Origin of the sequence: Archangium sp. (assembly GCF_036389735.1) — a bacterium.
Classification (GTDB): domain Bacteria; phylum Myxococcota; class Myxococcia; order Myxococcales; family Myxococcaceae; genus Archangium.
Window position 1 is genome coordinate 1 of sequence record NZ_DASVWK010000711.1, and the last position, 21,127, is coordinate 21,127.

Genomic DNA, 21,127 nt, shown 5'->3' on the forward strand with positions numbered 1-21,127 from the left:
TTAGGAGAGGCGCCCTCTTATGCAGCTTGAATCCTTGAAGATGTTTTGTGACGTGGTGGAGACGGGCTCGTTCTCGCGGGCCGCGCAGCTCAACCACGTGACGCAGTCAGCGGTGAGCCAGCAGATCCGCGCCCTGGAGAACCGGTATGAGCAGAAGCTCCTGTCGCGCAGCGCGCGTCAGGTGACGCCGACGCCCGCCGGCGAGCGCCTGTTCCGTGGGTGCAAGGAGATCCTCGCCCGCTTCGCGGAAGTGGAGAACGAGATCCGCGAGCAGTCGACCGAGGTGCAGGGCACCACGACGGTCTCCACCATCTATTCGGTGGGCCTGCACGAGCTGCGCAACGTGCAGAAGCAGCTCCTGAAGTCGCACCCCAAGGTGAACATGCGCCTGAACTACCGGCGCAACGACCAGGTGTACGACGACGTCATCCTGGGGGCGGCGGAGATTGGCATCGTGGCCTACCCCCAGCCGCGCGCGGGCGTGGACATCCACCCCTTCCGCGACGACAAGCTGGCGGTGGTGTGCTCGCCCAACCACCCGTTCGCCACCAAGGCGAAGGTGAGCCTCACGGCGCTCTCGGGCGTGCCCTTCATCGCCTTCGACCGCGAGGCCCCCACGCGCAAGGCGCTGGACCGGCTCTTCCGCGAGAAGAACCTGGACCTCAACCCGGTGATGGAGATCGACAACGTCGAGACCATCAAGCGCGCGGTGGAGATGGGCATCGGCGTGGCCATCCTCCCCTCGTCCACGGTGGCGGCCGAGGTGGCGCAGAACTCGCTGGTGGCCAAGCCCTTCGCCGAGGGCCCGGTGTCCCGTCCCATCGGCCTGCTCATCCGCAAGGGCAAGTACCTGGACCGCTCCTCGGCCGCCGTGCTGGAGGCCTTCAAGCTGGCCGAGTCCACGGGCGACGACACGTAGCTCCGCCCTGTGGCCCGCCCGGGGCCTCTCGTTGCGTCCGCTCTCTTGCTCCGTGCCGCCCACCCGGGGCGGCCTGGGGCCTATCAGGCCCCGTCCGTTGCGGGATCGATGAGCCAGTCCTCGTCCTTGAGGGGCCCACCGAATTCGTCCTCGACGGCGCGGATGAGGTCGATGTTGCGCTTGTCGTTGGCCGTCAGGCGCGCGTCCGTGTAGCTCGGGTCCTTGCGGTACCAGCTCATGGCCGAGAAGTGGGACTGGAGCACCTTGGATTTGAAGGGCCGCCCGCGCCGCGCGTAGATGGTGTTGCGCAGCAGGCGCAGGTCCCGCAGGGAGAGCTGGCGCAGCTCGGCCACGGAGAGGACCCGGTCCAGCGAGGCGCTGGCCTTGTCCCGGCTGCTGTCGTCACTGGCGTACTGCCCGAGCGCGCGGCTGATGAGGCCCAGCTCGATGCGGGCCTCGGGCGGGAGCTTGTCCTCGCTGAAGCCGGGGTCCGGCTTGTACCAGCGCTCCTCTTGGAACTCGCAGTCCCAGGAGTGCGCGCCCGCGCAGTGGGACCCGGAGCACTCCTCCGCGTCCAACGGCTCCTTGGGCTCCTCGCAGGAGCGCACCGTCTTGCCGTTGGCGAGCTTCCACTCGTACACGTCGCCGAACACCTTGCCGGCGCGCGCGTAGACGGTGAACCGCATGCGGAACAGCTCGCGCTCGGTGAAGGACTGCTCACGCACGGCGATGATGTGGACGTTCTGCTGGTCCGCCTTCGACAACCGCTTGTAGGAGAATTTAGGATCCGGCCTGTACCAGGGCTGACCCTGGAAGTACTCGCGCACCCAGGGCTTGCGGAAGCCGCCCCAGCCGTAGCGGGCGAAGATGGTGTTGCGCATGAGGGACAGCTCGCGCAGCGACTTGCCCGCCAGCTCGCCGTTCTCGCAGATGACGCTCGGGGGAATGGCCTCTTCCTCCATGCGACAGGGGAGCGGCTTCTCCGAGTAGCCCGGAATCTGGCTCGCGGGCGGCGGCACGTAGGTGTCCGCCGGGGCGCTCTTCTTCTTCTGCGCGACCGCGGGCAGCGCCAGCAGGACCAGCGCAAGCGCCGAGGCGCGGAGGAAGGACTGGGTGTGGGAGTGCATCCGTGCGCCTCCGTGGGGCGCCGGGCAGCTTACGCGGAGGGCCGGAGGGTTTGCCATTCCCCCGCGGGCGCGAGCGCGTACAGCCAGGGCGTCAGCAGTCGGGCGCACTCCTCGGGGTGGGTGAAGTAGGGGACGTGGCCGACCCCCCGCAGCAGATGTTGGGGCGTGCTCGGGGGCAGCGCGGTGGCCAGTCGCGCCATGGTGGAGGCGGGCACCAGCACGTCGCGGTCCCCTTGAATGCACAGGCACGAGACGGGCAGCTTGCGCAGCTCTGGCGGAGGCGGCTCGCGGAGGACGGCGAAGGCGCGGTGGAGCGTGGTCATCCGCTCCAGGGAGGTGGTGGGCACCACCTCGGGCACCTGCTCGGTGGGGATGCGCTTCCAGGAGGCCAGGGCGGCCGTGAGGGGACCGGGACAGCCCAGGACGGCGATGGGCCCCATCATGGGGATGAGGTTGCCCCGGAGGAGCCCCAGGTGCTCGGGACGGGTGAAGGAGCCGAGGAAGGCCACCCCACGCGCCACTCCCGCCGCGGCCAGGTGCGCGGCCACCATGCCCCCGTAGGAGCTGGCCACCACCGCGTCCACCGGGCCCACTGCCTCCAGCACCTGACGCGCGAGCTCCCCCGCGCCACAGGCCGCGTGGCTGCCCTCGGGGTACTCGACGAGGATGGATTGCGCCACGGGGGCAAGCTGCTCGGCGAGCGCCCGGAAGCCCGAGCCCCTCGCTCCCAAACCGGGGAGCATCAGCACCCGGGGACCCATGCCGCGACCTGTCTCCGTCAGCTCGACTACTCGACGCATGTGCCTCCTCGCGAACGCGGGCGGAACACCGCCCGGGCCCCGAACATGCCACGGGGTGCCCCGCCAGCTACCAGGCGATGGAGACCTCGGATTCCAGGGGGTCCACCTGACGCCCGGTGACCTTCACCCCCTTCACCCTCAGTAGATCGAGCAGGCCCGATATGCCCCCCTCGATGTACGGCAGGGGAAGGGCCGTGCCCTTGAAGACCAGGAGGCAGGTGTTGGCCCCGCTCCAACTCAGCGAGCACTCGCCGTGCAGCACGGCCGTCCGGTAGGCCGGTGGCACTTTGGCGAGCAGCAGCCTTGGTGTCGCCACGGGGAGCATCGTGAGGAGCCGGCCCGCCGAGGACTCCAGGTACTCCGGTACCACCGAGCGCCCCAGGTGCCGCATCGCCGCGTCGAAACCGCCGTGCTTCTCGCTCAGCGCCCAGGCCGCGGCGTAGAGCAGCCGGAGCCACGGGCCGATGGGATAGCTGAAGAAGGCCATGAACCGCCCCTCGCCTCCCGCCTCGAGGCATCGGCTCAGCGCCGTCTCGTCGCACTCGTTGCGCACCACCTTCATCGCGGCGGTGAAGAAGAAGCCTCGCAGGGTGTCCTCGGGACTGGCCAGGGACAGCCGCTGTTCCAGCTCCTGCTGTGAGCCCGTCTGCATCGCACCTCTTGATACACGACCGCGTGTGCTCAGCACACGGACGCCGGGTCAAGACGCGCCGCATCGGACGACGCGGACGCACACCCGGAGCCCGGTCTCGTGTTGGAGGATGGACGTCCCTCCGAGGGGCCCTTGGGTTGCGCGGAGGTCGTCGGGTCTACACTTCAAGACCATGAGCGCACGGAACAGAGGTGACGTCATCGGAGGGATGTGGCGAATCGTCCGGCCAGCCCTTGGCGACGAGCCCGGCTCGGAGTTCCGGGTCGAGCCCCTCGACGGCGGTGCGGCCCGACGGCTCACCCTGTGGCGCACGCTGCGGGCCCCTACCCCCGCCGAGTTGGAGCGCTTCGAGCACCACATGCGCTCGGGCGAGCGATGGGGGCTTCCCACCCTGCCCTCCGTGGAAGCAGCCGGGTTCGACCCGGCCCGCGAGTCGCTGTGGCTGGTGCGCGCGTGGCAGCCCGGAGGAGAGTCCTTGCCCTCCGCGCTGGGCGGGCTGCAACCGATCGGGCTCGACCTTCCCATCGTCCATTCCCTGGCGGAGCAACTGGCACACAGCCTCGCCGCCGCGCACACCGAGGGCCTCGTCCATGGGCGGCTGCGCCCCTCCCGGCTGCTCGTCGCGCACACGGGGAGCGGCATGAGGCTGTCGCTGCTCGACCTGGGGCTGGAGACCTTCCGGCGCGCGCACGGTCAGGACTGGTTGAGGCCCCCCCAGGTGGGCGCGGCCTACCTGGCCCCCGAGTCGGCGCGTCCGGGTCCCCTCTCGTCCGCCGTCGACGTCTTCGCCTTTGGCCGCATCGTGCGGGACATGCTCGTCACCCGGAAGGACGACGCGTGGCGGGGGCGCTGGGAACCCTGGGTGGCGCGGGCCACGGCCGCCACTCCCGGCAAGCGTTTCGGCGACATCCCGGAAGCCCTGCGGGCGCTGCGGCCGGTCCTGAGGACCCTGCCGGACCTTCCGCCTCCGCCCCCGCCGAACTACGAGCTCCATCCCCCCGTGGTCGAGTCCCTCGACTGAGGCTCAGTACAGCTTGCGCAGGCGCGCGGCGAAGAAGCCGTCCCATGCTTCGGGGCCCGGCAGCGTACGCAGGTAGGCCTGGGCGAGCGGGAGCTTCACCGCCTCGTGCAGCACCGGCGGCTCCGCCGTCCACTCCGGGTGGCTGCGCAGGAACATCTCCACCTGATCCTGCCCCTCCTGGGGTTCCGACGTGCACACCGCGTAGACGAGCAGCCCTCCGGGGAGCACCGACTCCTGGCAGTTCTCCAGGATGCGCCGCTGGAGCACCGCCAGCCGCCCGATGTCCTCCGGCTTGCGCCGGTAGCGCAGCTCCGGGTGCCGCCGCAGCGTCCCCAGCCCCGAGCATGGCGCGTCCACCAGGAAGGCGTGGAACTCGCCCCACTCCTCCGGCACGGGCAGCGTGGCATCGTGCGCCTCGGCCCTCAGCCGCTCGGAGAGGCCCAGCCGCTTCGCCTCGGCGTAGATCTTCCGCAGCTTGGTGGCGTGGAGGTCCGTGGCCACCACCTGGTGCTTCTCGGCCAGGTGGCACGCCTTGCCACCCGGGGCCGCGCACGCGTCCAGCACCCGCGCCGTCTCGGGGATGGCCCCGTACACGCCCACCAACTGCGCCGCCTCGTCCTGCACCTGCCACAACCCCTCGGCGTAGCCGTACACGTCCTCCAGCCGTCCCACCGGGGGCAGCACGATGCCCACCGGAGACACCGCCGTGGGCCGCACCTCCAGCCCCGTCTCGCGCATCTGCTCCAGCAGGGCGTCGCGCGTCACCTTCGCGCTGTTGGCGCGGACGACCACCGCCGGCGCCTGGTTGTTGGCGACGAGCATCGCCTCGGCGCGCTCGCGGCCGAACTGGCTGATCCACCGCTCCACCAACCAGCGCGGGTGGCTCTCGCGCACCGACAGGAGCTCGATGGGGTCCGCCTCCGGTGGCAGCGGCTGCGAGGGCAGCGAGGACAGCTTGCGCAGGATGGCGTTGGTGAAGCCCGCCGCGCGCGACAGCCCCACGTCCTTGAGGGCTTGCACCGTCTCGGCCACGGCGGCGCGCGCGGGGATGCGCGTGTAGAAGAGCTGGTAGGCCCCCACGCGCAGCGCGGCCAGGACCTTGTCCTCCAGCGCATCCAGCTTGCGGTCGGCGAAGCGGGTGATGGCGTAGTCCAGCGCGAGCTGGCGCCGGGTGGCGCCGTAGGACAGCTCCGTGGCGAGCCCCGCGTCCCGAGGGTCCGCAGGTGGCGACTCCGAGAGCACCGTGTCCAGAACGACGTTGAGATACGCCTCCGTGGCCCGGACGCGACTCAGGACCTGGAGGGCGATGACGCGCGCGTTCATCCGTTTCCTACCCTTCCAACCGGGTCATCATGTCCAACAGCTCCGTGTCCGACAGCTTGCTCGCGGCCATGGTGGAGAGCGTGAGGCGCTGAAGGTAGTCCTCCAGCAAGTCCCGGTAGCCGCTCTCGGCCGGGGCCCCTGTCTGCACCTCCGTCCACTTCGAGCGCGCCCAGGTGGCCAGCTCCGAGGGCGTCATCCTGCCCGCGAGCCGCTCGGCGATCTTCTGCCGCACCAACGCCCGGGAGAGGAAGTCCGCCGCGGGCGTCGCCTCCACGCCCTTCACCTTGCGGCCCAACGTCTTCATCGGCGAGGAGGACACGGCGGCGGGTGCCTCCACCTTGCGGCCCAGCGTCTTCCTCGATGCGTCGGCGGAGCGCACCAGGGACAGGGAGGGCTTCACGGCCGGGGACTCCTCCTCCTCCGACGCCTTGCCGGCGAGGTCGCCGCTCGCGAAGCGCTCCAGGGCCTCGAGGTACGAGTCGAAGCCCTGGCCCTCGATGGTGGCGGCGCAGGCCTCGGCCACCACGGACTCCCGCTGGCCGAGCCGATTCACGTACACCTCGATGGCGGGCACGCCCACCGCCTCCAGCGCCTCCATGAGCGGGTACGAGCCGAAGAGGCCCGCCGGGCTCACCACCACGCCGTCCACTCCCGAGCGCTCGGCGTGGAGGGTGTCGATGAGGACGCCCTCGTGGTTGGACTGCACCACCTTCAGCTCCAGCCCCAGCTCCTTGGCCCGGGCGGCCAGGGCGAGGTCCAGGTCCGCCAACCGTCCTCCCTGCCGGCCCTCCCGCTCGCCCAGCAGGTTCAGGTTCGGCCCGTGCAGCACCAGCAACCGCTTACCCATGTTCCGTGTCCTCTCCTACGACTCAAAAGGCCGGCTGCCCGGCGCCAGCTTGCGGCTCGCGAGGAACTCGCCCGCCGTCATCACCCGCTTGCCCTCGGGCTGCACCTCCAGCAGCACCAGGGAGCCCTCGCCACACGCCACCTCCAGCCCCTGCGGACTGGCGGACACCACCGTGCCCGGCGCGCCACTCCCCTGCCCCACCTGCGCCCGGTGCACCTTGAACAGCTTGCCCTCCAGCGTGGTGAAGGCCCCCGGCCACGGGGTGAAGGCGCGCAACCGCCGCTCCAACTCCACCGCCGTCCGCGTGAAGTCCAGCTTGCCCTCCTCCTTCTGGATGATGGGGGCGAGCACCACGCCCTCCGAGGGCTGTGGCACCGGCTTCAGCTCGCCGCGCAGGTACGCGGGGAGGCACTCGCGGAGCAGCTCGCCTCCCAGCTTGGAGAGCTTGTCGTGCAGGGTGGCGCTCGTCTCGTCCGAGGCGATGGGCAGGCGCTTCTCCGCCAGCATCGGGCCGGTGTCCAGGCCCTCGTCCATCACCATCAGCGTCACGCCCGTCTCCTGGTCCCCATGGGCGATGGCCCACTGGATGGGAGCGGCCCCCCGGAAGCGCGGCAGCAGCGAGGCGTGCACATTGAGGCACCCCTTCGTCGGCGTCTCCAGCAGGTCCTTGGGCAGAATCTTCCCGTAGGCCGTCACCACGGCGACGTCCGGGGCGAGCTTGCGCAGCTCCTCGGAGAAGGGCGGGGTGCGCAGCTTCTGGGGCTGGAGCACGGGCACGCCGCGCTCGAGCGCATAGGCCTTCACGGGGGAGATGGCGAGCGCCTGGCCTCGGCCCTTGGGCTTGTCCGGCTGGGTGACGACGGCCACCACGTCTCCAATGTCGAAGAGGGCGGCCAGGGAGGACACGGCGAAGTCGGGCGTGCCCATGAAGACGATACGGGGGCGGGTCATATGCGGGGAGTCTTCTCCAGCACCGGGGGCACTCAGGCAACGGACTTCAGCGCGCCCGCGGTGGGACCTTCGGTGGCCTGACGTTTGCGGGCGCGAATCGAGGAGAGGATGCTGAGGGCGGCCTGGGCATCCTGGGTGGTGGCCAGCGGCTCCAGGGCCTCGATGACCTCCGAGAGCAGCCGGGCCTCCTCGGCCTCGCGCTCGCGGATGCGGTCCACCGCCTCGCTGAAGCGGTCGAAGAAGCCGCGCAGCTCGTCCTTCCTGCGCAGGGGGCGCATGCGCGGGTAGCGGCCGGCGGCGAGCGTGGCGATGTAGAGGCTCATCACGTGGATGGGGCCGGCCACGCGGTGGGTGAGGACGAGCCCGAAGAGGGCCAGCACCCCCGCCACGCCCAGCGCCCCCACCCCGGCGAGCCACAGCAGCGTCTGCCCACTGGCGCTCAAGGCCTCGGGGGACGCACCGGACCGCACCGCGGCCTGGTGGATGCGGTAGGCCAGCACGCCCACGAGCAGCACCCCACCGCCACCGAGGGCCGCGAGCCGGAGGATGTAGCGGACCTGGAAACCGGCATCGAGCAGGTATTTCCGACGCAGGACATGAGGCCGCGCGGAAGGTTGGGAATCGACGGACATGGCGTTGACCAGCGTACTCCAATCTCCCGGGTCGGTTTGCTCCTTCCGACAGGACGGGTTTAGGACGGAACGCACGTTCAACCCACAGCGCCCTGGGGGCCCCATGTCTCGTCTTCTCGCCGCGTCGAGCCTCGCGCTCGTGCTCCTGCTCACGCTCTCCGGGTGCAAGGTGGACCCGACAAAGCCGGAACACTGGGAGAAGACACTGGGCAAGGCCCGAAAGGCCCAGGACAAGGTGCGGGTGGTCGAGGCCTTGCGCAGCTCGGGCCACCTCAATGAGAGCTTCCTGCCCCTGTTGCACGCGCGGCTGGCCGAGGAGGGCAAGCCGGAGGTGAAGGCAGCGGTGGCGCGGGCACTCGGCGACGTGAAGAGCCCCACCTCGGTGAGCCCCCTGTCGGACGCGGTGGACCTGGGGGTGACGGACTCGGCTGCCAACCTGATGAACAAGGCGCTGGCGGCGGCCCTGGGAGAGATTGGAGACCCGAAGGCCACGCCCATGCTGCTCAAGCTGCTGAAGGCCCGGGACAACTTCACCCGCGTCGAGGCCGTGGAGGCGCTCGGGCGGATGCGCGTGGCCGAGGCGGTGGAGCCCCTCATCCAGCTCGCCACGGACGAGGGCGTGGAGCCCTTCCTGAACAAGAAGGCCATCGAGGCGCTGGGGCGCATCGGGGATGCGCGGGCGGTGCCGTCACTGGTGCGGATGCTGACGAAGGAGCGCCAGGGAACGTCCTTCTACACGGAGAGCTCGTTCTCGCTCTTCCAGGTGGGCCAGCCCGCGGCGGACGCGCTGCTGTCGGTGCTGGAGGGCAAGGACGCGGAGCTGTCGGGCTGGATGCAGCGCAACAACATCAACCCGGCGAGCTACTCCTTCAAGGCGGCGCAGGTGCTGGGCCAGCTGCGGGAGCGCCGGGCGGAGGGCACGCTGCTCCAGCAGCTCGCGTTCAAGCACGAGGACCCTCGGGTGCAGGCGGTCGTGCGGACGCGCGCGGCGGATGCCCTGGCGAGGATGCGCTCGGCGGCGGCGGTGAAGCCGCTGGCGGCGCTGGCGGCCGAGCCGGATGCGGGAGTGCGGCAGGCGTACACGTACGCCCTGGTGCTGGTGGGCGGACGCGAGGCGCTCCCCGCCCTGGAGAAGGCGGCGGGCCAGGGACACTGGTACGCGCGGCGCTCCGCGCTCGAGGCGCTGACGATGCTCGGGGACGCGAGGGAGCAGCCGGCGCTGGAGAAGCTGATGGCGGCGGAGCCCGCGAGGACTGCGTCCGAGTGCGCGGAGCTGGGGGGCGAGGGCTGCGAGGACCCGGCGGCACTGGCCAGGAAGCGGGTGGAGGAGATGACGAAGCACGGCAAGCGGCTGGAGGCGGCGAAGGCGTGCGGAGCGGACGCGGGCTGCTGGGCGAAGAAGCTGGAGGACGCGGACAAGGGCGTGGTGGAGCGCGCGGCGCTGGAGGTGGGTCGCGGCAAGTCGGCGGCGCACGTGGGGGCGTTGCTGGCGCGGATGCCGGAGACGGACCTGAACGCGCGGCAGGCGCTCATCCTCGGGGCGGAGTGGCTGGTGGAGGACTCGAAGGAAGCGGCGACGCAGGCCCGGAGCGCGCTGCCCGCGCTGGAGAAGCAGCTCACCGAGGAGAAGAGCCAGACGGAGTTCGTGCAGGTGAACGAGGACCTGCGACGGCTGGTGGCCCGGCTGCAGCGGCAGAAGACTTGAGCGGCGTCTCGAGGACACCGAGGCGCTCGGGAGCGAGGACAAGGAGCGTGCCCTTGTCCTCCCCGAGGATCTCTACGAGCACCAAGGGGAGTGCTACCTACCCGCGGGCGCTGGCCGCTTCGTTTGTAGACGTCTACAAGCAACGCGGGCACATGTAGGACAAAACACGACGCACGCGCCTCGGAGTAGACTGCGCCCATGCGCTTCCAGCCACCCTGGGGCGGGGCCTTCCGCCTCCACACCTTCCATCACCACACGCCCGAGGCCCTGCCCGAGGGCACCGTCAACGCCATCCGCTCCGCCATCCTGGGCTCGCCCCTTCTGGGCGAGAGCAACCTGACGGAGCAATTCTCCGGCACCTATGGCTTCTCCATCACGTTCCGGCGCGATGGCCTGTCCGAGGTGACGGAGCGCTTTCCCGCCTTCGCGCCCTACCTGGAGACGGCGCTCCTGCCGGACTGCAACGCCTTCCTGCTCAACCCGCTCCTCGTCCAGAACGGGCGCGGGGTGGAGGCCCACCTCGACCGGAGCATGGAGTACTACGGGGAGGGCATCGGCAGCCCCTTCGCCGTGAGCGTGCTCTACGTCCACGTGCCGCAGCAGCTCGCGGGAGGCGAGTTGCGGCTGTATCACCGCGGCAGGCGGGTGGCGGCGGTGAGGCCCACGTCGCGCTCGCTGGTGATGTTCCGGGGCGATCTCATGCACGAGGTGGTGGCGATTCAAACCGGGGCCCCGGCGCTCTCGGAGGCGCGCATCAGCCTGGTGATCGAGCAGTACCGCGTGGCCGAGTCCAAACTGCTGGGGGTGCCGCGTTTCGAATTGAGGACCCGCGACGGGGTGAGCGCATGAGTGAGTTGGCGATGGATGTCTGGGTGGCGCGGCCCCCGAGCGCTGTTTTCGAGGCCATCAAGGAGCCCTACCACGTGCGGCGCTGGTACGGAGCCCCCCTGGGCGCCGTGCGACTCGGGGAGACCGGCGGAGAGCCCGTGGGCGAGCCGTTCCGGGTGAACCTGCTCGACGAGCACGGAGTGCCCTTCGCCCAGAGGGGCCGCGTCCTCGAGGTGCTCCCGGACGAGGGCCTCGTGCTGGAGCTGGCCTGGGAGGGCGGCGGGAACCTCGGCCACGAGACGACCCGGGCCTCGCTCATGCTCCGCGCGCAGGACGAGGGCACGCGGATCGAACTGCGCCAGGGCCCGTTCTCGAGCCCCGAGGCGCAGCAGGCCCACCGGGCGTATTGGGAGACCTGCCTGGGACGGCTGGTGCGCGTCGCGTCCGGAGAGGCCGTGCCCTGCTTCGAGGAGTGCTGGGAGGAGTCGAGCGGCTTCGTCGAGCCGCTCGGCATGGCGGCCTACACGGTGCTCGCCGGCGTGAGAGAGGCTGGAGCCTCGCCGGAGACGCTCGCCCAGCTCGAGGAGACGATCTACGCCCACCTCGCCCGCTTGCCCGAGGAGACCGCGCGGGTGCTCGGCGCGGTGCTTCGCGAGCGCCTGAAGAACGGGCTCCCGAGCCGCTGAGGACTGGCGGATTGATGAGTTCGGCACGGAGACGCCGCGGCCCACCTGCCTCACGGCGTCGACGGCCATCGAGTGCGGCTATGTCCCCTGCCCTCACAGGCTGGAGTGCGTGTAGCTCAGCCCCGCCGAGCACGCGGACACGTTGCCGGCCGCGTCGGCGGAGCTGGCATACACGGTGGTGGTGGTGTCGGCCGCCACCGTCACCGTGAGCGAGAACGCGCCGCTGGTGCCGGACGAGCCGCTCGCCGCCACGGTGCCCGTGCACGTGCTGGTGGTGTACAGCCGTACCGTGGTGTTGGGCTCGGCGCTGCCCTGGAAGGCGGGCGTGGTGGAGGTGCCGGGCGAGGAGGGGTTGGTGCCGGAGAGCACAGGCGTCGAGGGCGCGATGCCATCGTGCGTGTAGGCACGGCCCGCCGAGCACCCGCTCACATTGCCCGCGGCATCGGCGGCCTGGGCGTAGAACGTGGTGGTGCTGTTGGCCGGCACCGTGACGGTGAGGCTGAAGCTGCCCGTGGTGGAGGCCGTGCCCATCTTCGCCACGGTGCCCGTGCAGGTGCTGTTGGTATAGAGGCGCACCGTGGCGTTCGCCTCGGCCGTGCCGTAGACCCCGGGCATGGTGGTGGTGCCCTGTCCGTTGGGCGACGTGCTGGTGATGGAGGGCGTGGCCGGTGGCGTGCCGTCGATGCGGAAGGCACCTCCAGCCCAGGCGTTGTCGTCCTCGCGCGGCTCGAAGACGCTCTCACCCGGATCGACGACGGCACCCAGCGTGAAGAGCGCCCCTTCCGGCCCGTAGGCCTGGCCCGGCACGGAGAGGGTGATGCAGGTACCGGCGGACAGTCCCGGCACGCTGGCCTGCCCCTGCTTGAGATCCCCGGGGCCAATGCTCGCGTCCCCCGAGAGGTGGACGGTCACGGTGCTCGGCGGCGAGCTCCGGGTCCCGCGGTTGCACACCATGGTGCTCGTGGTGAAGGGGGCACCAGGGCGCACCACGCTCGGGCCACTCACCGAGGTGACGAGCAGGTTGGGCCCATCGCCCACCGCCAGCGAAGCGCCCGCGCGGGTGTTGTTGTCCTCGCGCGGCTCCCAGAAGTTGTTGAACGGGTCGGCGATGGCCCCCACGAACCAGGTGCCCTCGCCCGCGCTCGCGGTGCCGAACACCGACACGGAGAGACAGGCCCCGGGCACCAGTGAGCCGAGGGGGGCGCCCCCCACGCTGAAGTCCTCGCGCGTGACGGTGGCATCACGCGAGAGGAACACCTCCACCTGGGAAGAGGGCGTGCTCGCGCTGCCGCGATTACAGACCTGGACATCGGTCTTGAAGCTCGTCCCCGGGAGCACCACGTTGGTGGGGGGACTCACGCTGGTGACCGCCAGATCCGCGCCGTTGCCCACGGCCATCGGCTCGCCCGCCAGCGTGTTGTTGGACTCGTTGGCCTCGATGACGAGGTTGCCACCGTCCACGATGGCGCCGAGCACCCAGCGCCCCGGGAACACCGAGCCGGTGGTCGCGGTCACGCTCTGGATGCGGCAGGTGCCCGCGGCCAGCGAGGTGAACGGCACGTCCGCCGCCAGGAAGTCCTCGCCGCGCATGATGCGGTTGTCGGCGGAGAGGAACAGCTCCAGGCGCGTGCTCGAGGTGGAACTCACGCCCACGTTGCACACGCGCACGCTGGCCGAGAAGGGCGCGCCGGAGGACACCACGTTCATCGGCGGGAGCACCTCCGCGACCGTCAGGTCACCCTTGGCGGAGACGGCCAGCATGTTGCCGACCAGCGTGTTGTTGTCCTCGCGCGCCTCGCCCTGCGCCTGGTTGGGGTTCACCCATGCCCCCAGCCAGTAGAGGCCGTCGGGCACGTAGGCGGAGGCATTCACCTGGAAGGTGAGGCACTGGCCCGGCTCCATGGCTGGGAACGTCACCTGGGTGAGCACGGTGTCTCCAGGACCGATGAAGTCGTCGGTGGACAGTCTCAGCTCGGTGATCGTGTCGAAGCTGGCCTTCGTCCCGACGTTGCACGTCGTCACCTGGCTGGTGAAGGCGACCCCCCTGCGGGTGTTCGTCGCACCGCTGATGGCGGTGACGGTCAGGTCGGCCTTGGCGACCAACATGAGGGAAGCGGTGGAGAGGTTGTTGCCCTCGAGGGTCTCGAACACCTGCCCTTGCGGATCCGCGCTGGCGCCGAGCACATACGAGCCCTCGGAGCCGTTGGTGGGGCCGGAGACCTCGGCCAGAGCACACTGGCCCGATGCCAGGGCTGGCACCCAGGTGCGCCCAACGAGGAAGTCCTGGGGCGTCACGGTGGCGTCGCTGGACTGGAACACGGCCACCTCGTGCGAGGGGCTCGACGTGGTGCCCTGGTTGCACACCGTCATCCGCGTGCGGAGGAACGTGCCGGGCAGCGCGAGCCCCGGGCTGGAGAAGGCCGTGACGTTCAAGTCCGGCGCATGGCCCACTCCCATCAGCGGGCCGGCGGAGGCGTTGTTGTCCTCGAACATCTCCTCCTGCATGCCCATGCTGTCGGTGATGGCGCCCAGATAGTAGGGGCCGTCGGGGACGTAGGCGGTGACCGGGAGGTTCAGCACGGTGCACTGACCCGGGGCGAGGCCGGACATCGACCCCCCGCCCCACCGGAAGTCCTGGAAGTCGATGGTGGTGTCCTCCGACAGGGCCACGTCGGTGCTGAAGTTACCGCTCGGCGCGGTGCCCTGGTTGCACACGGTGACGGATGCCTGGAACGAGGCGCCTGGCGCTACGTTCATCGGGCCGCTCACCTGTGTCACCACCAGGTCCGGCTTGGAGCCCACTCCCAGGCGACCGCCCACGTGCACGTTGTTGTTCTCGCGGAGTTCGTACTGGCTGTTGCCGGGGTCGACGATGGCGCCGAGCGTGTAGGTGCCGTTGGGCCCAAACGCGGAGGCGGCGAGCGAGAGCGGGGTGCACTGGCCCGGGGACAGGGCCGGTACGCTGGACTCGGTGATGCGCGGGTCCGCCACGGTGACGTTCGCGTCATTGGACTGGAAGACCTTGAGGAGGGTACCGAAGCCCTCTTTCGTCCCCTGGTTGCAGACCGTCACCGTCACGGTGAAGGACGGGCCCGCCTGCACGCTGGACGGCGCGCTCAGGCTCGAGATGACGTAATCCGGGCCCAGGCCCACCGCCAGCACACCGCTCGTCGCCAGGTTGTTGTCCTCGAGCAGCTCGGCCACGAAGTTGGGCGCGTCGACGAGGGCGCCCAGGGTGTACAGGCCCTCGGGACCGGAGACGTACCCATTCACGAACACGGAGCGGCACTGCCCGGACGAGAGCTGCGGCATGCTGAATCCACCGATCGACTTGTCCTGGAAGGTCACGGTGGCGTCCGGGGACTGGACGAGGTCCACCGCGATCGAACCGCTGGTGGCCTGCGTGCCCTGGTTGCACACCTCGAGCTGCGCCCTGATGGACTGGCCGACCTGGGCGCTCGGCGGCAGACTGCCCACCACGCGCACCACCAGATCGGGCGCGGAGCCCACGCTCAAGCGGTTGCCCACCCCGGTGTTGTTGTCCTCGAAGAGCTCGACGACGATGTCCGGCACGTCGATGATCGCCCCGAGGTAGGCCGGTCCGTTCGGCCCGGCCATCGACACCGAGCTGGTCTGGGTGACGCACTGGCCCCGGGGCAGCGACGGGAAGCTCGTGCTTCCCAGGGACCGGTCACTCAGGTCGATGGTCGCGTCCGGCGAGCGCACCACGTTCACGTAGATGGGAGCGCCACCGGAATACCCATCGTTCCCCTCATTGCACAGGGTCATGGTGACGGCGAAGGGCGCTCCGGGCAGGGCACCTGGCGGACCACTCACCGCCTTGACCACGTAGTCCGGCCGGAAGCCCACCCCGACGCGGGTGCTGGCGCCGGTGTTGTTGTCCTCGGACAGCTCGGGCACGGACCCGGTCGCGTCGATGATGGCGCCGATGTACCAGGTGCCCTCCGGTCCGGAGACGTTGGTGCTCACCTCCCGCGAGACGCACTCGTTGGGAGCGAGGCCCGGAAAGGACGTGTTTCCCACCCGCCAGTCCTGGAGGGTGATGGTGTCGTCCGAGGACCGGACCATGTCCACCTGGAAGCCGTAGGTGGATGGCAGGGTGCCCCAGTTGCACACCGTCACCAGGCTGGGGCCCGTGAGCGCCCCCCCGTAATGGGGTGGAGCGCGCACCGAGGTCACCACCAGATCGGGGGCATCCCCCACCCCGAAGCGCGGGCCGGCGAACGCGTTGTTCGGCCTGTTCAGGTCGAAGAGCGCGCCGCCCGGATCCACGATCGCGCCCAGCACATACACCCCGTGGGGCGCGGACGCGCTGGTGCTCACGGTCACGTCACGGCACTCGTCCGGGGTGAGGCTGGGAATCGCCATTCCAACCAGCCGCCAGTCACTCGTGTCGATGGTGCCGTCGAGCGACAGCATCACCTCGAGCGGCGCATTCGAAGAGGAACCCGTGCCCTGGTTGCACACCGTCGCCGTGAGCTCGAAGAGCCTGCCGGGAGAGACGCTCCGCGGCGCGGAGAGGGCACGCACCACCAGATCCGGTCCGGAGCCCACACCGAAGAGTTCCCCCAGGCGCGCATTGTTGCTCTCGAAGAACTCGGGCTCGGAGTTGAACGGGTCCGCGATGGCTCCCAGGAACCAGGCCCCGGTGGGCCCTGACGAGCTCACCTGCACCTGACGCGTGATGCACTCGCCCTCGGCCAGCGACGGCAGCGACGCGCCGCCCAGCAGCACGTCCGACGAGGTGATGGTGGCATCATGGGACTGGTAGAACTCCACGCGCGAGCCCAGGGTCGGCGAGGTGCCCTGGTTGCACGCGGTGAATGTCACGGGGAAGCTGGTGTGGGTGGGCGTGGAGACCGGGCCGCGCAGCTCCGTCAGCACCAGGTCCGGCTTGTAGCCGATGGCAATGGAGGCGCCCGCCCGGGCGTTGTTGCTCTCCGAGCCCTCGACGAGGTTCTCGAACGGGTCGGCGAGGGCGCCCAGCACCCACTCCCCCTCGGGCAGGGACAACCCCTGGAGGAGGACACGCTTGTTGCGGCAGACACCCGGTTCGAGCGACACGGGGGACGTGTCCACCGAGGGATCGTCCCGGGTGATGGTGGTATCCGCCGATAGGGACGTGGACAGCTCGGTGGACGCGTACGAGTCCCCGTTGTTGCACAGCATGACGTCCGCCCAGAAGGGATCGGAGGGGCGCAGCACGCTCGGACCGCGCACCTGGGTGACCTCGAGGTCCGGGCCGGCGTCCACCGGGCCGGCGTCCAGTCCCTGGCGAACCACGCCCGGCTGGAACGGCGTGGGCACTTCGCCCGCCGAGTCCCCATTCTGTTCGGCCGTGCCGCAGGCCCCCAGCAGCAGCGCGCTCACGAGCACGCCCAATGGCCCTCGGTACCCACGAACGAATCCCTTGCGCATGACGCCCTCTCCCGTCGCACCGGGAACGGAATTCCACCTCCGGTGCGTGCTTTCCAAGCTTAGAGGAAAGGGCTGGCGGGGAAAAGTTGAATATCCCGTTTTTCGGGGAGCTACTTCGGGCCCGTCTTGACGGGGCCGGGGTTGCTGCCGTCCGTCCAGTAGACGCTGTAGTTGTCCACCGCGACGCCCGTCACGTACATCACGTTGGAGAGCACGGTGACCGGTGAGCCTCCCACCACTGGCACCTTCTTGATGCCGCCGGGAGTCGCCCAGTCGTTCTCGGCCCAGTACAGGTGGGTTCCATCCGAGGCGAGGGACACGGCGAAGGGCACGTTGGTGACCAGGGTGGTGATGGTGCCCCCGGCCTTGGGCATCTTCACCAGCGTGTCGTTCCGCCGCCAATAGACGTTCGTGGAGTCCACCGCGAGGTACTGGGACTGAGCCCCCATGTTGGCCACCGTGACGGGCGTGCCCCCCCCCACCGGCAGCTTCATGAGCGAGTTGATGAAGTTGAGGTTGCTGTCGACTCGAGTCTCGATCCAATAGACGTTGGCGCCATCGGTGGCGAGGTAGGCCATGTTCTCCCGAGCCGCGAGCGTCGTCATGGTGCCGCCGTTGACCGGGATCTTCATCACCCGCCGCGTGTTGCTGGTGGACATCGTGTCCATCCAGTAGACGTTGACGCCATCGGTGGCGATGCCCCAGAAATCATGCAGGCCCGTCGCCAGCGCCACCGGGCTGCCGCCCACCGCGTTCTTCATCACGTTGCCGGGATTCAGCTGCTCGGTCCAGTAGACGTTGCCCTTGTTCGCGGCGATGTATTCGAGCCCGAGACGGCTGCTGGCGATGGTGCGTGTCTTGTTGAGGAAGCTCTCCAAGACCTGCTCGCGGCGCGGGAGGAAGTTCAACTCGACCGCACTGGAGACCCTGAACCGTTCGCCCTCCGGACCCGTCTCGGTGAACTCGGTGCTGTGCGTGAAGTCATGCGAGGGATGCAGAAACTCCGAGCCCACCTGCAAGGCGAGGCTCCGCTGGTGGCATCCTCCGCAGGACAGCATCTCGGCCCGCTGGACGATGTCTTCCGGCGTCAGCGAGCTCCCGATGGAGGTGAGCTGCGCCTGGATGTTGCTGCGGAAGGTGCTCGCGCTGCCGCCACGGAACTGGCTGTTATAGTTGTCCACCACGCTGGACGTCTGCGAGTCATTCTGCCCCACGTTGTACTTGTCCGGCACGACATAGTTGAAGGTGTGGAGGTTGTTGACGGCCAGCGTCTTCACCTGCGTGAGGAAGTAGCTGCGGAACTCGGCGGCCAGCGGGTGGGTGGAGTTGGGGTTGAAGAGTTCGCCGTACGGGTTGGTCTTCACCGTCGCGGGGACGAACTGCACCTTGCAGCCCGTGCTGGGGCAGGTGCGCTTCACCTTGAACTCCCGCATCAGCCACGGGGGCCGGACGAACTGGTTGGTGCGCACCTGGCCCACGCCGCGCGAGTTGTTGCCGTAGTTGTTGTAGTGGATGACCGGTGAGAAGCCGGACAGGCCGTTGAAGTAGAAGTTCTTGAGCGCGGTGGCGCGCGAGTCCACGTTGGTGTTGGTGCTCAGGTCCCGCCAGAAGTTGGTCACGGGCCGGCAGCCCTCCAGGCCCAGGTCCGTGCGCGGGTTGGGCAGCACTGCCTCGAAGATGAGCATGCTGCGGCCCGAGACGCTGAAATCCGTCTTCGCGAAGACGATCCGGTACTCGCCACAGTCCGCGCCGTTGGAGGGCGCCAGATCAAAGCGGTTGAACAGACCCACCGCCGAGTAGGACACCGCCGTCGTGAGCCCGTTCCAGGCCTGCTCGCCCTCGCTGTCTTCACGGCAGAGGTACTCGAAGCCGTTGAGCGAGAAGCCGTTGTCGCTGCAGCGGGGGGTGGGATCCAGATCCATCGTCTCCGGCCGGGGGGAGCGGTTCTGGGTCTCCCAGAGCTGCCGGAAGAGCTGCGCGGAGGTGTAGCCCGTCGTTCCGTTCTGCCGTACCAGCTGATCCAGCACCTCCTGGAGCGTGAACTGGGACAGGATGGCCGTCTCCGTCACCGCCAGCGAGCGCCTGGCATTCAGGCTGACGCCCGCGCCCAGTTCCTGCTCCAGCACGCCCACGCCGCCGCGCTCCGAGTGGAGGGGGACCTCGCCGTCTGGCTCGGCTTCGGTGCTCTTGGGGGCAGCGTCTCCACAGGCCGTCAGGCCCAACGAGACACACGTCACCCATACGACCTGAAGAAGTCGTCGAAACATGCGAGGAGGCTCCGGGAAACCGCCCCGGGAGAGGCGGTGAGGTTCAACGGCGGCGTGAGAGTGGCCGCAAAATAGGCTTGTCAGCCCAGGAAACAAAGGATTATCGGACAGCCCTCTTCGAGCCCGGTCAGCGCCGCACGCCGGTCGGAGACTCCTTCCGTGTGCTCACGTACCGGAAGTCGCAGCGCCTGGCGCCCATCGCGATCGTCCCGGTCCGCTCGAGCTTCACGCCGCGCATGTAGCGGGCCGTGAGCTCGTCGAGCCGGCACAGGATGGGCACGACCTCGGGGGCTGCGTGGGCCGTGAAGTACTTGAGGAGGGCACACCCGCGGACCTCGAAGATCAGCGAGTCCTCGCCGCTCTCCCTCCCGACGACTTCGAAGTGGAAGCCCTCGGGCTCATGGGCGGAGCGCATCCATTCACGCATCAGCTCGCGGAACCAACCCATTCGGTAGAACGCACCTGTCATCGCGCTCCGGAGGGGAGAGCCATACATCCGGTGGAAAGCGCTTCGGACCATCTCCTCGAGCAGGCGCAGCGCCTGTTCCCGCTCCACGCCGAGATCCTCTCGAAGCGCCTGGTACAGGCCGAGCACGGGCACACCGAGTCCGAAGAGCATCTTGTTCATGGGGGCCCGGAAGCGAGGCGCAGCGGGCTCGAGGGCCTCGATTCGCGCGCGGGCCCGGTGCTGGAAGCGCTCGCTCCGCTCCTCGCCGAGCGCCTGCTTCAGGAGTGGACGGCTCGCCTTGAGGATCTCCCGCACGGGCCTCGTCTTCGCGCTCGACACGACGTCCCCCTTCATGGCCGCGAGCCCCACTCGCGGCCTGCCTGCCAGAGGATGTAACGGGGCGCCTCTGACAACGCATCGGCGAGCCAACCTGGTCCTGGGCCGGCGTGTGCCCAAAGGGGCCTCGCGCGAGGCCCCTCCCCGTCACTCAGCGGGCCGCCGCGGTGTTACTGCCTGGTGGTGTAGTTGGCCGGGAAGTAGACGTAGCCCTTGCCCGCGGGGGCCACGTGGCCGATGCCCGGGAACGAGACGTGGGCCGCGCCCACCCAGTACCCCTGCTTCGCGGCGTCGGCATAGGCCTTCTTGCGCTGGGCCGCCGCCGCCTTCGAGTCACTGTCGAACTGGATGGTCACCGAAGGATCGGCGAACTGCACCGCCGCCACGTGCATCAGGTCTCCCCACAGCACCAGCTTCTGGCCCTTGCTCTCCACGGAGTAAGTGCTGTGGCCGGGGGTGTGGCCAAAAGCCGTGATCGCCTTGATGCCGGGCACCAGCGCGGCATCACCCTCGAAGGGCTTGAGCTTGTCCGCCGTGGAGTACGGGGTCAGCATCGCCGTGGCGTTCTGGAACATCGACTGCATTTCCGCGGGCGCCTTCTTCATGTTGTCGGCGCTGAGCCAGAAGTCCGCCTCGGCCTTGGCCAGATGCACGGTGGCGTTCGGGAAGGCCCGCGAGTCCCCGGCCATCAGCCCGCCCAGGTGGTCCGGGTGCAGGTGGGTGATGAGCACGGCGTCCACCTGCTCCGGCTGGTAGCCGGCCGCCTTCAGGTTGGCCATCAGCTTGCCCAGCGTCGGGCCGTAGAGGTTGCCAGCGCCCGTATCCACCAGCACCAACTGGGAGCCGGTGTTGATGAGGTAGGCGTTGACCGAGCTCTCCACGGGCGCCTTCAGGAACGCGCGGGAGAGCGCCTTCTCCACCTGTGCGGGCTTGATGTTGGTCAGCAACTTGTCCACCGGCAGGTCGACGGTGCCATCGGACAAGGCGGTGACCTCGAAGTCGCCCAGCATCATGCGGTAGTAGCCCGGCGCCTGGGTCTTGACCTGGGGCGCGGCGGCCTGGGCGGTGGCGGGCACGAGCGCGGCGCCGCTCGCGGCCGTGAGGACCGCGGCGACCGCGGCACGCCAAGGGGAAGTACGCATCGTC

General features: G+C 69.5%; 16 protein-coding genes. 5 read left to right on the top strand and 11 right to left on the bottom strand.

Annotation, left to right across the window (positions count from 1 at the left end; genetic code table 11):
• Nucleotides 1-19: 19 nt before the first annotated feature.
• On the top strand, nucleotides 20-919 hold the full coding sequence (locus VF794_RS25030) for a LysR family transcriptional regulator (RefSeq protein ID WP_331114589.1): 900 nt from the start codon (nucleotides 20-22) through the stop codon (nucleotides 917-919).
• Nucleotides 920-1,002: 83 nt separating this feature from the next.
• Here the strand turns inward: VF794_RS25030 and VF794_RS25035 are convergent, their stop codons facing one another.
• From VF794_RS25035 to VF794_RS25045, 3 genes are all read right to left on the bottom strand, one after another.
• Nucleotides 1,003-2,046 carry a YARHG domain-containing protein gene (locus VF794_RS25035; protein WP_331114591.1) on the bottom strand — a complete coding sequence of 348 codons (1,044 nt, stop codon included), beginning with the start codon at nucleotides 2,044-2,046 and terminating at the stop codon, nucleotides 1,003-1,005.
• A 29-nt stretch (nucleotides 2,047-2,075) separates the two neighbouring features.
• Entirely contained in the window at nucleotides 2,076-2,846 is a 771-nt protein-coding gene (locus tag VF794_RS25040; RefSeq protein WP_331114593.1) for an alpha/beta hydrolase, read from the bottom strand.
• A 67-nt stretch (nucleotides 2,847-2,913) separates the two neighbouring features.
• Nucleotides 2,914-3,498, bottom strand: coding sequence for a TIGR02265 family protein (locus VF794_RS25045; protein WP_331114594.1), 585 nt, complete (start codon nucleotides 3,496-3,498; stop codon nucleotides 2,914-2,916).
• Nucleotides 3,499-3,706: 208 nt separating this feature from the next.
• On the opposite strand from VF794_RS25045, the gene VF794_RS25050 reads away from it, so the two are divergent.
• Nucleotides 3,707-4,519, top strand: coding sequence for a protein kinase domain-containing protein (locus VF794_RS25050; protein ID WP_331114596.1), 813 nt, complete (start codon nucleotides 3,707-3,709; stop codon nucleotides 4,517-4,519).
• A gap of 3 nt (nucleotides 4,520-4,522) precedes the next feature.
• Here the strand turns inward: VF794_RS25050 and rsmB are convergent, their stop codons facing one another.
• From rsmB to VF794_RS25070, 4 genes are read right to left on the bottom strand one after another with little or no spacing between them, the layout of a single operon-like run.
• A complete protein-coding gene (rsmB, locus tag VF794_RS25055) occupies nucleotides 4,523-5,842 on the bottom strand; it encodes a 16S rRNA (cytosine(967)-C(5))-methyltransferase RsmB (RefSeq protein ID WP_331114598.1) in 1,320 nt (439 codons plus the stop codon).
• A gap of 7 nt (nucleotides 5,843-5,849) precedes the next feature.
• The gene (locus VF794_RS25060) at nucleotides 5,850-6,689 is read right to left on the bottom strand and encodes a type II 3-dehydroquinate dehydratase (RefSeq protein ID WP_331114600.1); all 840 of its coding nucleotides are present in this window, start codon (nucleotides 6,687-6,689) and stop codon (nucleotides 5,850-5,852) included.
• A 15-nt stretch (nucleotides 6,690-6,704) separates the two neighbouring features.
• On the bottom strand, nucleotides 6,705-7,640 hold the full coding sequence (gene fmt, locus VF794_RS25065; RefSeq protein WP_331114602.1) for a methionyl-tRNA formyltransferase: 936 nt from the start codon (nucleotides 7,638-7,640) through the stop codon (nucleotides 6,705-6,707).
• Between the two features lie 32 nt (nucleotides 7,641-7,672).
• A complete protein-coding gene (locus tag VF794_RS25070) occupies nucleotides 7,673-8,272 on the bottom strand; it encodes a signal protein (protein ID WP_331114603.1) in 600 nt (199 codons plus the stop codon).
• Between the two features lie 103 nt (nucleotides 8,273-8,375).
• On the opposite strand from VF794_RS25070, the gene VF794_RS25075 reads away from it, so the two are divergent.
• From VF794_RS25075 to VF794_RS25085, 3 genes are all read left to right on the top strand, one after another.
• Nucleotides 8,376-9,977, top strand: coding sequence for a HEAT repeat domain-containing protein (locus VF794_RS25075; protein ID WP_331114605.1), 1,602 nt, complete (start codon nucleotides 8,376-8,378; stop codon nucleotides 9,975-9,977).
• A gap of 198 nt (nucleotides 9,978-10,175) precedes the next feature.
• A complete protein-coding gene (locus tag VF794_RS25080) occupies nucleotides 10,176-10,826 on the top strand; it encodes a 2OG-Fe(II) oxygenase (protein WP_331114607.1) in 651 nt (216 codons plus the stop codon).
• On the top strand, nucleotides 10,823-11,491 hold the full coding sequence (locus VF794_RS25085; RefSeq protein WP_331114609.1) for an SRPBCC domain-containing protein: 669 nt from the start codon (nucleotides 10,823-10,825) through the stop codon (nucleotides 11,489-11,491). The genes VF794_RS25080 and VF794_RS25085 overlap by 4 nt, the downstream gene beginning before the upstream one ends.
• A 93-nt stretch (nucleotides 11,492-11,584) precedes the next feature.
• Here the strand turns inward: VF794_RS25085 and VF794_RS25090 are convergent, their stop codons facing one another.
• From VF794_RS25090 to VF794_RS25105, 4 genes are all read right to left on the bottom strand, one after another.
• On the bottom strand, nucleotides 11,585-16,930 hold the full coding sequence (locus VF794_RS25090) for a CARDB domain-containing protein (RefSeq protein ID WP_331114611.1): 5,346 nt from the start codon (nucleotides 16,928-16,930) through the stop codon (nucleotides 11,585-11,587).
• 110 nt (nucleotides 16,931-17,040) lie between these two features.
• On the bottom strand, nucleotides 17,041-19,197 hold the full coding sequence (locus VF794_RS25095; RefSeq protein WP_331114613.1) for a hypothetical protein: 2,157 nt from the start codon (nucleotides 19,195-19,197) through the stop codon (nucleotides 17,041-17,043).
• 127 nt (nucleotides 19,198-19,324) lie between these two features.
• Nucleotides 19,325-19,999 (bottom strand): L-2-amino-thiazoline-4-carboxylic acid hydrolase, encoded by a 675-nt coding sequence (locus VF794_RS25100; protein ID WP_331114615.1) that lies wholly within the window; start codon nucleotides 19,997-19,999, stop codon nucleotides 19,325-19,327.
• Between the two features lie 152 nt (nucleotides 20,000-20,151).
• Nucleotides 20,152-21,123, bottom strand: a complete 972-nt coding sequence (locus VF794_RS25105; protein ID WP_414640949.1) for an MBL fold metallo-hydrolase — start codon at nucleotides 21,121-21,123, stop codon at nucleotides 20,152-20,154.
• Between the last annotated feature and the right edge of the window lie 4 nt (nucleotides 21,124-21,127).

Bases quoted from the DNA above. Each gene is read 5' to 3' on its own strand.
- fmt (WP_331114602.1), bottom strand. From the start codon at position 7,640: ATGACCCGCCCCCGTATCGTCTTCATGGGCACGCCCGACTTCGCCGTG.
- VF794_RS25035 (WP_331114591.1), bottom strand. From the start codon at position 2,046: ATGCACTCCCACACCCAGTCCTTCCTCCGCGCCTCGGCGCTTGCGCTG.
- VF794_RS25040 (WP_331114593.1), bottom strand. From the start codon at position 2,846: ATGCGTCGAGTAGTCGAGCTGACGGAGACAGGTCGCGGCATGGGTCCC.
- VF794_RS25085 (WP_331114609.1), top strand. From the start codon at position 10,823: ATGAGTGAGTTGGCGATGGATGTCTGGGTGGCGCGGCCCCCGAGCGCT.
- VF794_RS25080 (WP_331114607.1), top strand. From the start codon at position 10,176: ATGCGCTTCCAGCCACCCTGGGGCGGGGCCTTCCGCCTCCACACCTTC.
- VF794_RS25030 (WP_331114589.1), top strand. From the start codon at position 20: ATGCAGCTTGAATCCTTGAAGATGTTTTGTGACGTGGTGGAGACGGGC.
- VF794_RS25070 (WP_331114603.1), bottom strand. From the start codon at position 8,272: ATGTCCGTCGATTCCCAACCTTCCGCGCGGCCTCATGTCCTGCGTCGG.
- VF794_RS25050 (WP_331114596.1), top strand. From the start codon at position 3,707: ATGTGGCGAATCGTCCGGCCAGCCCTTGGCGACGAGCCCGGCTCGGAG.
- VF794_RS25075 (WP_331114605.1), top strand. From the start codon at position 8,376: ATGTCTCGTCTTCTCGCCGCGTCGAGCCTCGCGCTCGTGCTCCTGCTC.
- rsmB (WP_331114598.1), bottom strand. From the start codon at position 5,842: ATGAACGCGCGCGTCATCGCCCTCCAGGTCCTGAGTCGCGTCCGGGCC.
- VF794_RS25105 (WP_414640949.1), bottom strand. From the start codon at position 21,123: ATGCGTACTTCCCCTTGGCGTGCCGCGGTCGCCGCGGTCCTCACGGCC.
- VF794_RS25090 (WP_331114611.1), bottom strand. From the start codon at position 16,930: ATGCGCAAGGGATTCGTTCGTGGGTACCGAGGGCCATTGGGCGTGCTC.
- VF794_RS25095 (WP_331114613.1), bottom strand. From the start codon at position 19,197: ATGTTTCGACGACTTCTTCAGGTCGTATGGGTGACGTGTGTCTCGTTG.
- VF794_RS25045 (WP_331114594.1), bottom strand. From the start codon at position 3,498: ATGCAGACGGGCTCACAGCAGGAGCTGGAACAGCGGCTGTCCCTGGCC.
- VF794_RS25060 (WP_331114600.1), bottom strand. From the start codon at position 6,689: ATGGGTAAGCGGTTGCTGGTGCTGCACGGGCCGAACCTGAACCTGCTG.
- VF794_RS25100 (WP_331114615.1), bottom strand. From the start codon at position 19,999: ATGAAGGGGGACGTCGTGTCGAGCGCGAAGACGAGGCCCGTGCGGGAG.